Raw genomic sequence first — 14448 nt, 5'->3', positions numbered from 1 at the left:
AAGATCGACCGGAGCAAATAGAATGGCAGGTATGCTGGATTTTCTGAAGCGCCGAGACCATCGGCCCCATGACGGCGCGTCCGGCGATACCATCGCCAGCATCGACATGACGGCCAATGACGACGCGCTGCGTCGTCAACGACTGATCCTTGCCGGGGGCAGCGCTATCGCGATCGCGGCCGCCATGTGGTGGCTGTTTTCAGGACGCACACCGGCCAACCAGGACCCCAATGCGCAGGATATGGCAGCGGCGGACGTGCAGATCTCAACCGGCGAGCTGGGAACGCGCAACCTGTCCGAAAAAGAATGGATTGCCATGAGCGAGAACCGCCTGCAAGCGCAGGCGGGGCAACTCGATCGCCTGCAGGGACAGGGGGACCAGCTCAGCCAGCTTCAGGCACAGGTCGAGGCGCTTCGCGCGCAGAACGCATCGATGGAGAGCGACGGCCGACAGGTCCTGTCCGCTTATGAATCGGAGAACGCGGCGCTGCGCTCACAGCTGAGCGCCGCACAGACCGCCCCTGCACCTGTTGCCGGAACCTCCTCGCTCTATGGCCAAGGTGGGCCGCAGGCTTATCAATCACCGGATGGCCCGGTGCGTCGCCCTGGCGAACTCAAGGTCATCAACTTCGGCGCATCGGCGCCCGCCTCGGGGGGAACACCGGCAGCGAGCGCCCCGTCACGGCCCGGCGCCGTCCTGACGGATAGCCCCAACTATCTCCCCGCCAACAGCTTCGCGCGCGCACGGGTGATTGTTGGCGTGGACGCGGCTTCCAACGTGCAGAGCCAAAGCGATCCTCTTCCCGTGGTCTTGCGGATCACCAGTCCGGCGCGGTCTGTGGCCGATGGGCAGAAGGTCTTCAAGACTCGCATCGAAGGCTGCCTGGTCAACGGTTCTGCGCGCGGCGATCTCTCCAGCGAGAAAGTCTATGTGAAGCTCGCGCGGATGACCTGCCCGGATGCCAGCGGCCGCTATGCGGAATCCGAGGTCAAAGGCTTCATTGCATTTGGCGGCAAGACGGGCGTGCGGGGCAGGGTGGTGAGCCGCGAAGGCAATCTGGCCATGCAGGCCTTCCTTGCCGGCATCGTGGGCGGCGTTGGCCGTGGCTTCTCCATGAACACCAACAGCTATCTCTCCGGCACCAACACCATTGTCGATGGCAAGCGCCAGAAGCTGTCTCCCGGTGACATTGCGCAGGCGGGCCTAGGCGAGGGCATTTCAACGTCCGGCGACCGGGTCTCCAATTATCTGATCGAGCGGGCCGAGCAATATCAGCCGGTCATCGAAATGCCGACTGGCATCGATGTGGAAATCGTCTTTCTTGAAGGCGCCTTCGTGCGGAACTGAGGTATTTAAGCTTGAAAATCTGGCAAAAATCCTTGATCGTCGGCGGCCTCGTCGGTGGTATTCTGGGCGGCGGCGCCGTCCTCGCCGCAGGTAGCAGCAATGAGGCCGTGGCAGCGCGTCTGAAGGCCCGCCTGCCCAACACCCAAATCTCCTCGGTCGATTGCAGCAAGCTCTCGGGCCTGTGCGAAGTGGTGGCCGGGAAGACCTTGTTCTATACCGACAGCAGCGCGCGCTATCTCGTTGTCGGCCGTGTCTATGACATGGAAGCGCGGCAGGATCTGACCGCCCCGCGCCTTCTCGAAATCAATCCCGAGACGCTGCTGGGCGGCGCCGCGCGCAGCGAGCAGCAGAGCGAGGACTTTGCCGGGGCGGCGGCATCGCCTGTGCCAGCAGCGGCAGCGTCAGCAGCGCCAGCGCCTCGCCCTGCGAAGCTCGATGTATCAAAGCTTAGCACATCGGGCGCGATCGTCTGGGGCAGGGCCAATGGGCCGACCGTGACGATCTTTACGGACTTCCGTTGCGGCTATTGCCGCCAGCTCGCCGCCACGCTGGAGCAGATGAACGTCCGCGTGATCGAGCGGCCGATCTCGATCCTTGGCAGTCGCGATCTGGCCAATCGGGTCTATTGCGCCAAGGACAAGGCCAGCGCCGTTCGCGCAGCCTATGCGGGCGAGGCGCTGCCGGAAGGGCGCTGCGATACCTCGGGCCTCGATGCCAATGAAGCCTTTGCCCGGGAGCATCGTCTGTCCGGAACGCCCGTCATCGTTCGCGCCGACGGCACCATGCTGGAAGGGTATCGCCCGCGTGACGTTCTGGAGCGGTGGATTGCCGGAGGCGCGTCGTGAACGCGGCGCGTGTCTCGCGGGCAGCGAGCATCGTTTTGACCAGCATCGTGGCTCTGACGGCGTTGTCGGGCTGCTCGCTGCTACGAAACAATGTGAAGGGGAGCTTCACCTGCAATGCCCCGAGCGGCATGTGCGCCCCAACCAGCGCGATCGACGATCAGGCTCTTGCCCTCATTGCTGCCGGAGAAGGCAAGCCAGCGCCCAGCGTGATTACCGATGGGCAGCACTCGTCTGCCGCCATGAAGATCGTCCTGCCAACACGCATGGACCGGTTCGGTCGCTGGCGCGAAGCCACAGTGGTTCACGCTGAGCCACTGGAACGGCCGTCCTTGGCGGGGGCTCAGGCAACGGGCGGGCCGACGCAGCGTCCCACCGGCCTCATGGATCTCGCCGTGCGGGCGCCATCGATCTCCGCTGTCGGCCCCTCCGAGGTGACAGCGCCGCGCACGACACGTCGCGAGCAAATCGAAGCCCAGGTTCGCTCGGCGCTGGCGGGTCCGCAATCGAGCGATGACAAGGCCGCAACGCCTGCAAACGAACCCAAGGCAGCGCCCGCTGCAGGCTTGATCCGCGCGCCAGCGCTGAGCATCGATCAGAGCGCCTTGCAATGACCGGCTTCCTCGAATCCCTCCTTGGCAATGTACTGGGTGGCCCGGTCAAGGCAGATCGCCCCGTGCGCGCGCCTGATGTGCCGATGCTTGCGCATTGGCTCCCATATCGCAGCTACGATCCTGCGAGCGGTCTCTATTTCAACAGCGGCTCGCGGGGGTTCGTGCTTGAGGTGTCGCCGCTGATCGGCGCGGACGAACGCACCGGCGAGATTATCGGCCAGTTCCTGTCCGAAGGCATTCCTCAGGGCGCCTGCATCCAGATCATGCACTGGGCCAGTCCGCGCGTCGCTGACGCGCTCGATCGCTGGTACGCGCCTCGCTACGCCAGCAGCGGCGTCTACGAGCAGATCGCGCGCCACCGCTGCGATCATCTCCATGCCGGCGTATGGGAAAGCCTGTCGGCCGACGCGCCGTTCCATCTGCGCACCCACAAGGTTTTCATCTCGCTGGCCGTGCCGGAAGGCTCGTCGGTCGCCAATGACGAGCTGGTCTCGCTGCGCGATGCCATGAGCGCAATGCTTAAGTCGATCGAGCTGCATGTGCGCGCGGTCGAGCCGGCGCATTTGCTGGCGTTGATCGATGATCTGACCTCGCCGACCACGGCCTCTGGAGAAGATCCGACCGAATACAACCCGTTCGATTCCATCGCCGACCAGGCCGTGCGCCGCGATATGGAAATTCGGGTCGAACCCGAGCGCCTGATCCTTCGAACCGAGCGGTTCCGCGCGAGTGGCCAATCACGGGCCGATACGCCTGCCATCGGCGAAATCCATCCTGACAGCTTCGACGTGCGCAGCTTTGCGGTGCGTAATCTGCCCAAGCATTGGGCGCCCTGGGATAGCGTCAACCTGATCGGCGATCTCTTCTCCGACAAGTTGCGGATGCCTTGTCCGGTCGCGACTGTGCTGTGCATCGAATATCCCGACGAGCAAAAGCAGGCCGGCAAGGCCAGCTACAAGTTCATGCGGACGACGAGCCTGACCGAGACGCGATCGGTTCGGTTCATGCCAACGCTGCGCGATCAGAGCCGCGAGTGGGAATATGTCCAGGATCAGATGCGCGCCGGCCAGAAGCTGGTTCGTGTCTTTTTCGGCGTCACGAGCATTTCGCCGCTGGGGAAGGGCGATACCAACGAGCGCGCCGTCAAGGCCGTGTTCAAGGGCGCCGGATGGGATCTGCTCGACGAGCGCTACATGCAGATCCCGAGCCTGATGAGCATCATGCCGATGGCGTTCGGCAATGGCCTCGCCAGGGATTACGAACGCCTCAGGCGAATGCGCACGATGCTGACCTCGACGGCCGCACACATCGCGCCGATGCAGGGGGAGTTTAATGGCGGCCCGGTGCCGCACATGCTGCTCATCGGAAGGCGCGGACAGCCCTTCTTCTGGTCGCCCTTCGAAAACAACGCTGGCAACCACAATGTCGCGGTGATCGGCAAGTCCGGGTCGGGCAAGTCGGTTTTCCTGCAGGAGCTGACCGCGGCGATGGTCGGGGCGGGGTCCAAGCTGATCGTCATCGATGACGGGCGCTCCTTCGAGCATTCGGCCAAGCTGCAGGGCGGCGACTTTATCGAGTTTACGATGAGCTCGGGCTTCTGCCTCAATCCCTTCTCGATGATCGATCGCCAGCTCGCCGGCGATGATGAGGATTATCGGCTCGATGCCATGGGGATGCTCAAGGCGATCATTGCCCAGATGGCGCGGCACATGGATCGCCTCGACGATACCGAACGCGGTCTGATCGACGGCGCCGTCAACCTCGAATGGGATCGCCACGGCAGCGATGGTTCGATCGATGGCGTCATTGCGGCGCTGGAAGAGGATGGCCATCCCCGCGCCAAGGAACTGGCGATCTCTATGCGCCCCTTCTCAAGCGCGGGCACCTATGGCGCGTTCTTCAAGGGGAGGGCAACGGTGCGCATCGATGCCAATCTGACGGTCTTCGAGCTGTCCGATCTGGCGGCGCGCGAGGAGCTGCGCAACGTCGTGCTAACGGCGATCATGTTCCTCTCGACCAAGGCGATGCGCGCCGATCGCTCGACCCGCAAGGCGCTGCTGATCGATGAGGCGTGGCAGTTGCTCAAGGGCGGCGCCATGGCAGAATTTGTCGAGACCTATGCGCGCACGTGCCGCAAATACGGGTCGGCGCTCATCACCGCCACGCAGTCCCTCAACGACTATTACGCTGCTGCCGGCTCCAAGGCCGCGCTCGAGAACAGCGACTGGTTCGCGGTCCTCCAGCAGAAGCCTGAGACGATTGCCGATTTCTCGAACCTGCAGCGTTTCGATATGCGCGGTGGCACCGAGGCGCTGATGCGCTCGCTCAAGCGCAGCGGTGGCGATTATTCCGAAGTAATGATCAAGGGACCGGACTCGCTCGGCGTCGGGCGTCTGGTCCTCGATCCCTATTCCAGCACCATCTTCTCCTCCAGTCCGCAGGTCTTTGCCCGGATCGAGGCGCTGGTCGCTGGCGGCCATTCGCTTGGTGAGGCGATCGAACAGGTCGCCTTTCCCGATGACCCGGGGAAGTGGCGCGCCCAGGCCAATTCCTTCGCCTATAAGCAGGAGGCAGCAGAATGAACGGACAGATGCGTTTGTCCCTCCATGGGGGGAGGGCGCCGCGCGGGCTTGCCAAACGTCTTTGGGTCCAGATCGCGCGCGCATGGGCGGTGCTGGTCGCCCTGGCACCCTGGGCCGCGCTCAATGCACTGGCGGCCTGTGGTTCTATGGTCCTTGTCCTTTGGTCCATGAGCGACGGGAGCCCGCTCGGCTTCTGGCATGAAGTGACCAACCTTGGCGCGCACTACAGCGCTGCTAACGAGCTGGCGCGCGCGCAGTTCGATCTTCTTCTCGCGGCGCTGTGGTCGGCGCTGTTCCTCATCATTTGCGTGAGCCGCAAAGCCAGCTTGCAGACCCGTCTCGCGCCTAGCGGAGACGCAAACTCATGAACACTGAACTTCCCGTCTCCGCGCCGACGAAGCCGCGCGGCTTTGCAGGCTTTTCCTGGCCCCAACTGTTCGGCGGCGTTGTCGTGGTGGGTGCACTCGTCTGGGGGGTCTGGCTGACGCAAGAGGTCGACCAGCTCAAGGCGCGCCGGACCGTTTCGGTCAGCCTTTCGGCGATGATCAACGATTTCGTGGTGGCGCAGGCGCGCTCCGGCAACAGCCCTGAGCAGGTCGAGCGCGAAACCGCGCACTTTATGGCGACCTTGCAGGGCATCCTCAAGGCACGGGCGCAGGCGGGCGAATCCATTCTTGTGAGCGAGGCGGTGATTTCGGAATCCGTGCCGGACATTACGCCGCAGATCCGCGCGAAGGTGGGAGAAGCCATTATGGCAGCGTCGCCCGCGCAGCGACGTCCATCGCCCGTTCTCCCGGCCATCTCTCAGGTGCCGCACACGGCGATCACTCCGGAGCAGGGCAATGCCGGCACCGCGCGCTGAGATCGCGCCTCGGCGCCCGTGGCCGTTCTGGAAGATGGGCCTGGTTGTCCTGGGCCTGTCGGCGGCCTGGGCACAGGCCAACGCCATGGCGACGCGCTACCGATTTCTCGTCAATCGCACGGAGAGCCTGCCTAATTGGGCGTTTGTTCTGGAGCGCGCCGGGCAGCCGCAGAAGGACAACACGATCTTTTTCGTGCCGCCGCTCAATGGGCTGGTTGCAGAGCATTTCGGGACGGCGCAGCTCATTTTCGGCAAGCAAGTGCTGGGTATGCCAGGCGAAGAGGTCCGCCATGTCGGCCGACAAGTTTATGTTGGCACCCGCCATGTCGGCACCATGAAGCCCGTTTCAAAGCGCGGCGAAGCGCTCGCCCCGGGGCCGACCGGCGTCATCCCCGAGGGCTGCTACTATGCCGGCTCTGCGCATCCCGACGGGTTCGATAGCCGCTACGCAGCCATCGGCTTCGTCTGCGGTGGCCAGATCGTCGGCACCGGTATTGCGAGCGTCTTGTGATGCGCGCCCTGATCGTGTGCGCAACGCTCGTCCTCGCTGCGCCTGTGGCGGCAAAGGACTACGGCCAGCACGGCGCGCTGTTCGTCGTGACAGAGCCGGACCTGTTGATGTCGATTCAGTCCCGCCTCAAGCGCCTCGAAGCTGACGGGTCGCTTGAGCGGATGAACCGGGAGATGGCGGAGCGAACCGAGCGCAAGGTGCGGCGTCCCGATCCGGTCGTCGGCATTACCAAGGCTCAGAGCTTGCGCAGCTGGACCTACGATCCCGCGATCGTCATCGAAAAGGACATCAAGGACACTGCCGGCAACGTCATCGTCCGTGCCGGGCAGCGCGCAAATCCGCTGAATTTCATTCAGGTGCGTCAGGCGCTGGTCTTCATCGACGGCGACAATCGCGAGCAGCTGCGCTGGGCGCTGGCCTCATACACCGCTGAGAATGCCAAGATCATCATGGTCAAGGGCGCGCCACTCGACGCCATGACCGCCCATCAGCGCCAGTTCTTCTTCGACCAGGGCGGCTATCTGGTCGACCGTTTCGGCATCCGCGCGGTTCCCGCGATCGTCACGCAAGCCGGCAAGGTCATGAAGGTGCGCGAAGGCACGGTGAAGGATCTGTCACGGTGATGGGGGAGGGGGTTTTCCGCCGCGCTGGGCTTGCCATGCTCGCGGCAATTCTGTTGGCCCTGGGCAGCGCTCCAGAAGCCCGCGCCTCGACGCCGGGCTCATGCACGGGCCGCTTTCCCAATCCGATCACGGACATTTGCTGGTCGTGCCTGTTCCCGCTCTCGGTGGGGACGTTGAAGGTCTTTCCTTCGGTCGCCGGTCGCCCCGACACGGATAATCCGAACTCGCCGATCTGCGCGTGCGGATCGCCACTCCCGCGCATTGGTCTTGCGATGGGCTTTTGGGAGCCGGTTCGCATGGCCGATGTCTCCACCAAGCCATGGTGCTTCGTGAACCTGGGCGGCAAGAAGATCGCACCGGGGTTCGACATCGGATATGGCAAAGCCAAGCGCGGACGTGACGGCCATGACACGGGCTCGAAGTGGCATGTCCACTGGTATGTCTACCCGCTCATGTACTGGATGGAGCTGCTGACCGACGCCGCCTGTCTGGAGCAGGCGAGCTTCGATATCGGCTATGTGACCGAGATCGATCCGCTTTGGCAGGACGATACGCTGACTGCCCTCATCAATCCGGAAGTCGCTCTGTTCGCCAATCCGATCGCGCAGGCGGCCTGCGCGGCCGATTGCGCGGCAGCGACGATGAAGCTCCCGCTCGATCCGCTGTTCTGGTGCGCTGGCTGTCAGGGGGCGATGTACCCGATGAACGGCAATGTCTCGGCGCATATTGGCCATGTGCAGGCCTCTCGCCTTGCCCTTTCCCGCTTTGCCTACAAGATCCACCGGCAAGGCATTGCCTGGGGAACGATGGGCGGCTCGGGCCTGTGCGGCAAATATCCCATGCCGATCCTGCGCAAGCAGCAGTACCGGTTTCAGGCGGTCAACCCCTCGCCGATGGTGAAAGGCCGCTGGGCCTGCCCGGCGATCGGATCGTCGGACCTCAAGCCAGGCTCTGGCCAGGTCATTCCCGTTTCCGGCGAAGACATGGGCTATCTCGTGTGGCGCAAACGCAATTGCTGCGTGCTGTGATGGACTCTCTCATGCGCAAATCGATCATCTGGGCGCTTTCGAGCGCCGCTCTTCTTGTCGCGGGCTATGCGGTCGCTCAAACCGTGCAGGGCCTCGATCTTCAGGCCATTACCCAGCGCGCCAGCGGTCATGCGGCCGATGCTCAGGCCCTTGCCGATGAGGTTATCCGACGTAGCCAAAGCGTGCGGGAAGAGGCGCTTGCGGTTGTCGAGGCAGGGCACGCCAACCTCGGGCAGAATGCAGAAGCCCTGCGCGGCGGTATCAAGGGGCCGATCGATTTCGACGCGATCGTGGCCAGCGCGGCCGATCCCGACCAGCGCGGCGATGCGCCCCAGTTCATCGTTTTTGCTTCGCTGTCTATGCCGGCGGAGAGCCTCAAGCCCCTCATCCGCGATACGACAAGGGCAGGGGGCTCGGTCGTGTTCCGGGGTTTTCCGGGCAATAGCATGAAGGCCTTTCAGCAAGGGATCGTCAAGGTTCTCGAAGGCCGCTCGGACAATGTGAATGTCGGCATCGATCCACGCCTGTTCCGCGCCTTTGCGATCGAGGCCGTGCCGGCCTTCGTCGTGGTCACGTCGGACTTTGACAGCTGCGACGGGTTCGACTGCAAAACCGAGGTTCCGCCCTTCGACAAGTTGAGCGGCAATGTCACTGTCTCCTACGCCCTGGAAACCATGGCGGAAGGGGGCGGTCCTGGTGCGCGCGTGGCGCGCACGGCCCTTTCCAATCTGAACAGGTCCGGCTCGTGAAGCGCTTTGCCCTTCTCCTCCCCCTGATCCTCATCGCCGGCGCGCAGGCGCAGACCGGCTCGATGCAGTCCGCGCAAAATGATGGATCGCAGTTTGCAAAGGATCTCGCGCCATCGGCCGCCGAGATACCGGGCCGTGAGGTCACGACCGATACGATGCCCGGCTATCAGGGTACGCCGTCCGATCTGAGCGGCCTCATGGGCGGGAGCGACGACAAGCTGATGAGTGCGAGCGGCGCTGCAGGTTCCAATGAAGCATATAATTTCGTGCGTGCCGCCGACGCGACACGCGGCCAGATCGATCCGTCTGAAATAGAAAGCATCGCGGCGCGGGGGCGGGACATCAACGATGATGCCGCCTCGATTGCTGGCATCGACACGGCCAATACGCAGAGTCAGTGCGAGCCTGTGACGCAGCAAGGGTCGCCGGCGACCTATGAGGCGAGCTGCAATGCGGGATCGAGCGTCGCGGTCTCCGACCCTGTGTCCCTGATGGAATGCCCGCAAGGATGGCAACTCGAAGGTTCCACCTGCCAAAGGATCGAAACGCAGCCAGCACAGCCGGTCTACAGCTGTCCTTCGGGATATAGCCTGTCAGGCTCGACATGCACGCGTTCGGTAGCGGCCACCGTCACTTACAGCTGTCCGACGAGCTACACCCTCTCCGGGACGACCTGCACGTCAACCGTGCCGGCAACCATCACTGGCTACACCTGTCCCTCGGGATGGTCGCTGTCCGGAACGACTTGCACGCAGGGTCAGACGCAGAGCGCGACGGTTTCGGGCTATGTTTGCCCGGCAGATTATGTGGCCAGCGGCAACAAGTGCCTGCGCACCATCAGTCAGTCGTCCACGCCCGTCTATAGCTGCCCTGCAGGCTGGAATCTGTCTGGCAACAGCTGCAGCCAGACTGGAAGCTATGGCGCCAGCGTGAGCTATGGTTGCCCGGACGGGTTCACGCTTTCGGGTACAACCTGCACCGCGACGATCTCTCAACCGGGGACCCCGGGCTATCAGTGCGCGGGGATTAGCACCCTTACCATTGATAATGGAAGGACGGTTTGTAGCGTCAACCGCTTCAACGTGGGCGGCAAATGCCCTGCGACTTTCGTTGACATGGCCTTCCTGTATGAAAAGAAAATCGCCTACGCCGGGCCTCACCCCTATTGCTTCTATGCACCTCGCCAGATCTTCACCTGCCCCGGCGGCTATTGGCAGGACGATGCAAGGATGTGCCATGCGTCCCGTAATCAGGGCGCCAGCGAAACTTGGTCCTGTCCCTCAGGCGGCACGCTTTCCGGAACCACCTGCATCATCAACAATGTCACATCGGCAACCGCGACGCAGACTTGCCCGATCGGCTACAGTCTGTCCGGAACCACGTGTTCCACGACGCTCAGTCAGGACGGGACGCCGAAATATACATGTCCCGCAGGCTACAGCCTGTCCAGCTCGACCTGCAGCAGGACAGCGTCACAGCCAGCGGCGCCGCAATATGGCTGTTCTGCCGGATATGCTCTGAGCGGATCGCAATGCACGTCCTCCTCGAGCGCCACGGCGAACTATTCCTGTCAGACCGGCTACAAGCGCGGCGGTCAGACCTGCACGACCTCTCAGGCCGGCGGCGTCAACTATGCGTGCCCGTCGGGTTTCACGCTCAACGGGCAAATCTGCGAACGCAACCGGGTAGAGCCGGCGACAAGCTTCACCGGCTGCGCCGGTAGCGGCACGCTCTCGGAGGGTAAATGCATCACCGTCACCGAGGGTGAGAGCGACTGCGAAAGCCTGTCTTCGAACAGCCAGTGCCAGTGGTTACGCGACGATTGCCTCGACCCTTCGCCAGGTGAAACCTGCAAGGTTCGCGAGCGGGTCTATCGTTGCCCGGTCCCGGATTCTGCGCAGACTGAAACGAGCTACATATGCAGCGGCGACATGTGGTGCATGAATGGCAGCTGCCAGACCGTCGAGCGCGAAGCCAGCGATGAGTTCAAGGATGCCCTGGTCGCCATGGGTGCCATGGATCAGGTTGGCGAGGATTTCGATCCCGACAAGTTGCAGCTCTTCGACGGCACGGCCGAGAGCTGCCACAAGCCGATCTTCGGCGCGATCAACTGCTGTGCCGGCAAATCCTCTGGCCTGCTGACCGGCGCCGCCGGCATTGCGGCCAAGCTGGCGCTCGGCACCGGTCCCGGTGCCATTGCGGCAATTGCAACGCCCTTCCTCACCATGTTTGCGTGCAGCAATGAGGAAAAGAGCCTCGATGTGAAGGACCGCATGGGTCTTTGCCATAGCGTCGGCAGCTTCTGCACCGAAAGCGTCCTGGGCGTGTGCACCACCAAGCGCAAAGCCCATTGCTGCTATCAGTCCAAGCTCACCCGCATCATTCAGGAACAGGGCCGGCCACAGATCGGCAAGGACTGGGGCACCCCCAAGGCGCCGATGTGCGGTGGCTTCACACCGGATGAATTTGCAAAGCTCGATCTCTCGCAAATGGATTTCTCGGAAATCTACGCGGACATGCTCGAAGCCGTGCAGCTCCCCGATCAGGCCAAGCAGGCGAGCGATATCCAGAACAAGATCCGCGATTACTACGACCAGACGTCAGGGGGCACGCATTAATGAGTGGGGGGAGTGGCGCTGGGCGCAACCGGACTTCCAGAGAGAAGCCGGGGCGCGACGCGCTGACACATGAACAATATGACGCAATTTTGCGGACCCATTCGGGTCTCGCACAGATCAGCATACCTGAGCTGGCCATCCTGCTTCGCTGCCGCGCGGATCGCCCCGTCGAGGGCGAAGAAGTCGTGGCGTCCCTTCTGACCTGGTTCGATCGCACGATCTCGGTCGAAGAGGTGATCGGATGGCTGGACCGCCTGATGGCCTTGGGCTGGCTCGAGCAGATCGGCCAGCGCCAGATCTACCACACCACCGCGCTCGGCCGCGAAGTGGTCGAACAGATGCGTCGGCCGATCATGAAGGCGGGCATCTGGACCCTCACCGGGGGCAACATATTGCAGGACAGGGAGGCAAGCGATGAAGACGAGTAAGTGGCTGGGCATTCTGGCGCTGGCGTGCGCCATGCCGCTTCAGGCTCAGACGACCGAACCGGCGCAAGGGATCTCGTCGACGCCGCAGGATGATCTCTATTGCGGTCAGCGCAAGCTCGGCACCTGGTTCTACTGCGAGCGGCCTAAAGCGCCTGAGCCCGAGCAGTCGGCGACGCCGGCGATGTCGGCGGCTCAGAGGCTCGCGATGATCCGTGAAAAGCTCGACGAGATGAAGGCCCGCGCGATCCTCGAACCGACCGAGGAGAACATCACAGCCTATGTCCGCTTCCAGCGTGAGCAGCTGGATCGCGCCTCGACATTCTCCGATCAATGGCAGCGCTCGATCTGGCAGAACCCGGAGCTGGACTACACGTTGCAGAGGCCCGTCTCGACGCTCGGCAAGCGGGCCTGGCTCGATGCCCGCAAGGCCGATCAGGACGCAGCGCTGCGCAACCTCTCGCGGCGCTATGGCATCTTCTATTTCTACGCGCAGAATTGCGGCGCCTGTGAAGTCTTCGGCCCGATCCTCAAGGCCCTCGCTGATCAGAGCGGCTTCCAGGTCGTCGCCGTCTCGATGGACGGCGGGCCGAACCGCTCTTTCCCGAACTATGTCGTGGATGTCGGGCAGCATCAAAAGATGGGTCTGACCTCACGCGCGACGCCGGCACTGGTGCTTTACGACACGCAGGCCCGCCGCCCGATCCCCATCGGCACCGGCATTCTCTCCGCCGACGAGATTACCGAACGGATCTTCACGCTGACACACACCAAGGTCGGGAGTGATTTCTGATGCGCAAATCCGCAATTGCTCGCTTCGCGCGCTCGACGTGCGCAATCGCCGTGTCGGCCGCCATGGCTCTCGCCCCGGCGCGCGCCGGCGTCGGCTCGGACATGACCGGCTTTTTTCAGGAAATGGGCGGCTCGGCCAATGTGACCGGGCCAACGGCCTTCCAGGGCCAGTCGGCGGGCTATTATTCGCTCGGCTCGGTCTGGACCCGCTTCCCGCAAAAGACCGTCTACCCCGCCAATCTGCAGCTCCCGCAAGTGCGCGCCGGCTGCGGCGGCATCGACATGTTCACCGGCAGCTTCAGTTTCGTCAATGCGAGCGAGCTGGTGGCGATGATGAAGGCCGTCGCCAACAACGCGTTGGGCTTTGCGTTCAAGCTCGCGATCGATGCGATCTCGCCGCAAATCGGCGGCGTCATGGACAAGATGCAGCAGATTGCGCAGCAGGCCAATGACATGAACCTCAGTTCCTGCGAGGCCGGCGCTGCGCTGGTGGGAAGCATGTTACCGCGCGACCAGCTCGTTACGGATCGGGTCTGTCAGACCATCGGCACATCCAAGGGCATTTTCTCGGACTGGGCACGCTCGCGTCAGGGTTGCGGCAATGGTGGCCAGCAGACCAGCACGCTCAACGCCAATACCGATCCTGCGCTCGCCGCGCAGATGGCCGGCCCGAAAAACTATGCATGGGATCTGATCAAGGCCTCGCCGCTCAGTTCACAGAGCCAGGAAATGCGTGAACTGGTCATGACGATGGTGGGAACGATCATTGTGCCCAAGCGCGCCAATGATACCGACCAGCCCAACATCCAGTTTATCGGCGGACAGGTCGGGCCGGTCCTTGATGCCCTCCTCGACGGCGAAAAGCCGGTCACGATGCTCGGATGCGTGGACACGTCGTCCTGTTTGACGACCACCACCCGCACGCTGGCGCCGCTGGGAAATGCAGCTTTGATCCCGCACGTCCGCCAGCTCATCCTCTCGATGGGCGACAAGGCGATCCTCGATCAGGCCCTGACGACAGAAGAACGGCAATTGCTCTCGATCGCCAGCGTGCCGATCTACAAGATCATCGCCGTCCAGGCCGCGTCCGGATTCCGCCTGTCCTCTAGCGAAATGGACTCGCTCTCCGAGATCGTGGCGCTCGACATGCTGAACGCGATCGTGGGCCAAATGCTCGAGCAGGTTTCGGGCGCGCGGGGCGGCCTGGTCAACGCCGGCGATGCCGAGAAGACCAATCAGTTCCTCGCGCAGCTGCAGGACGTGCGCCAGCGGGTCGGCAGTCGCGATGCCAAGATGGAAGCGCGTGTCTCGCGCACCATGGCGATCATCGAACGGACCATGGCGATCGAGACCACGCTGCAGCATCGCATGGCGCCCTCGATGGCAGCATCGCTGTCGTTCAGCCGCGCGCTTTCGGCCCAGGGCCTGCGCTAAGTCAGGGAAGGGGGCAGGGG

14 protein-coding genes are annotated in these 14448 nt (G+C 63.3%); all 14 read left to right on the top strand.

Features of this window, described 5'->3' with window-relative positions:
- Window positions 1-22: 22 nt before the first annotated feature.
- The 14 genes from M2336_RS17670 (at window position 23) to M2336_RS17605 (ending at window position 14428) form a co-directional block, all read left to right on the top strand.
- Window positions 23-1348, top strand: a complete 1326-nt coding sequence (locus M2336_RS17670; RefSeq protein WP_264593326.1) for a TraB/VirB10 family protein — start codon at window positions 23-25, stop codon at window positions 1346-1348.
- A gap of 11 nt (window positions 1349-1359) precedes the next feature.
- A complete protein-coding gene (locus M2336_RS17665; RefSeq protein WP_264593325.1) occupies window positions 1360-2193 on the top strand; it encodes a DsbC family protein in 834 nt (277 codons plus the stop codon).
- A complete protein-coding gene (locus tag M2336_RS17660) occupies window positions 2190-2804 on the top strand; it encodes a hypothetical protein (protein WP_264593324.1) in 615 nt (204 codons plus the stop codon). Before M2336_RS17665 ends, M2336_RS17660 begins: the two co-directional genes overlap by 4 nt.
- Complete coding sequence (gene traC, locus M2336_RS17655; protein ID WP_264593323.1) at window positions 2801-5386, top strand: type IV secretion system protein TraC; 2586 nt, start codon at window positions 2801-2803, stop codon at window positions 5384-5386. Before M2336_RS17660 ends, traC begins: the two co-directional genes overlap by 4 nt.
- Window positions 5387-5394: 8 nt before the next feature.
- Entirely contained in the window at window positions 5395-5754 is a 360-nt protein-coding gene (locus M2336_RS17650; RefSeq protein WP_264593322.1) for a hypothetical protein, read from the top strand.
- Window positions 5751-6248, top strand: coding sequence for a type-F conjugative transfer system protein TrbI (locus M2336_RS17645; RefSeq protein ID WP_264593321.1), 498 nt, complete (start codon window positions 5751-5753; stop codon window positions 6246-6248). The genes M2336_RS17650 and M2336_RS17645 overlap by 4 nt, the downstream gene beginning before the upstream one ends.
- The gene (locus tag M2336_RS17640) at window positions 6229-6759 is read left to right on the top strand and encodes a S26 family signal peptidase (protein ID WP_264593320.1); all 531 of its coding nucleotides are present in this window, start codon (window positions 6229-6231) and stop codon (window positions 6757-6759) included. Before M2336_RS17645 ends, M2336_RS17640 begins: the two co-directional genes overlap by 20 nt.
- Complete coding sequence (gene traW, locus M2336_RS17635) at window positions 6759-7382, top strand: type-F conjugative transfer system protein TraW (protein ID WP_264593319.1); 624 nt, start codon at window positions 6759-6761, stop codon at window positions 7380-7382. The genes M2336_RS17640 and traW overlap by 1 nt, the downstream gene beginning before the upstream one ends.
- A complete protein-coding gene (gene traU, locus M2336_RS17630) occupies window positions 7382-8410 on the top strand; it encodes a conjugal transfer pilus assembly protein TraU (protein WP_413716187.1) in 1029 nt (342 codons plus the stop codon). Before traW ends, traU begins: the two co-directional genes overlap by 1 nt.
- 11 nt (window positions 8411-8421) lie before the next feature.
- The gene (gene trbC / locus M2336_RS17625; protein ID WP_264593318.1) at window positions 8422-9159 is read left to right on the top strand and encodes a type-F conjugative transfer system pilin assembly protein TrbC; all 738 of its coding nucleotides are present in this window, start codon (window positions 8422-8424) and stop codon (window positions 9157-9159) included.
- Window positions 9156-11777, top strand: coding sequence for a conjugal transfer protein TraN (traN, locus tag M2336_RS17620; RefSeq protein ID WP_264593317.1), 2622 nt, complete (start codon window positions 9156-9158; stop codon window positions 11775-11777). The genes trbC and traN overlap by 4 nt, the downstream gene beginning before the upstream one ends.
- Before the next feature lie 89 nt (window positions 11778-11866).
- A complete protein-coding gene (locus tag M2336_RS17615; protein WP_264593316.1) occupies window positions 11867-12205 on the top strand; it encodes a hypothetical protein in 339 nt (112 codons plus the stop codon).
- Entirely contained in the window at window positions 12192-12995 is an 804-nt protein-coding gene (locus tag M2336_RS17610) for a conjugal transfer protein TraF (protein WP_413716186.1), read from the top strand. Before M2336_RS17615 ends, M2336_RS17610 begins: the two co-directional genes overlap by 14 nt.
- Window positions 12995-14428, top strand: coding sequence for a conjugal transfer protein TraH (locus tag M2336_RS17605; RefSeq protein WP_264593315.1), 1434 nt, complete (start codon window positions 12995-12997; stop codon window positions 14426-14428). The genes M2336_RS17610 and M2336_RS17605 overlap by 1 nt, the downstream gene beginning before the upstream one ends.
- The last annotated feature ends 20 nt before the right edge of the window (window positions 14429-14448 follow it).

Origin of the sequence: Sphingobium sp. B1D7B (assembly GCF_025961965.1) — a bacterium.
In the GTDB taxonomy this organism is placed as follows: Bacteria; Pseudomonadota; Alphaproteobacteria; order Sphingomonadales; family Sphingomonadaceae; genus Sphingobium.
This window is presented reverse-complemented; position numbering and strand designations above follow the sequence as displayed.

What these genes read in the sequence shown, in the direction of transcription:
- M2336_RS17605 (WP_264593315.1), top strand. Translation starts at nt 12,995, where the DNA reads ATGCGCAAATCCGCAATTGCTCGCTTCGCGCGCTCGACGTGCGCAATC.
- traW (WP_264593319.1), top strand. Translation starts at nt 6,759, where the DNA reads ATGCGCGCCCTGATCGTGTGCGCAACGCTCGTCCTCGCTGCGCCTGTG.
- M2336_RS17650 (WP_264593322.1), top strand. Translation starts at nt 5,395, where the DNA reads ATGCGTTTGTCCCTCCATGGGGGGAGGGCGCCGCGCGGGCTTGCCAAA.
- traU (WP_413716187.1), top strand. Translation starts at nt 7,382, where the DNA reads ATGGGGGAGGGGGTTTTCCGCCGCGCTGGGCTTGCCATGCTCGCGGCA.
- M2336_RS17645 (WP_264593321.1), top strand. Translation starts at nt 5,751, where the DNA reads ATGAACACTGAACTTCCCGTCTCCGCGCCGACGAAGCCGCGCGGCTTT.
- M2336_RS17610 (WP_413716186.1), top strand. Translation starts at nt 12,192, where the DNA reads ATGAAGACGAGTAAGTGGCTGGGCATTCTGGCGCTGGCGTGCGCCATG.
- M2336_RS17640 (WP_264593320.1), top strand. Translation starts at nt 6,229, where the DNA reads ATGCCGGCACCGCGCGCTGAGATCGCGCCTCGGCGCCCGTGGCCGTTC.
- traC (WP_264593323.1), top strand. Translation starts at nt 2,801, where the DNA reads ATGACCGGCTTCCTCGAATCCCTCCTTGGCAATGTACTGGGTGGCCCG.
- trbC (WP_264593318.1), top strand. Translation starts at nt 8,422, where the DNA reads ATGCGCAAATCGATCATCTGGGCGCTTTCGAGCGCCGCTCTTCTTGTC.
- M2336_RS17670 (WP_264593326.1), top strand. Translation starts at nt 23, where the DNA reads ATGGCAGGTATGCTGGATTTTCTGAAGCGCCGAGACCATCGGCCCCAT.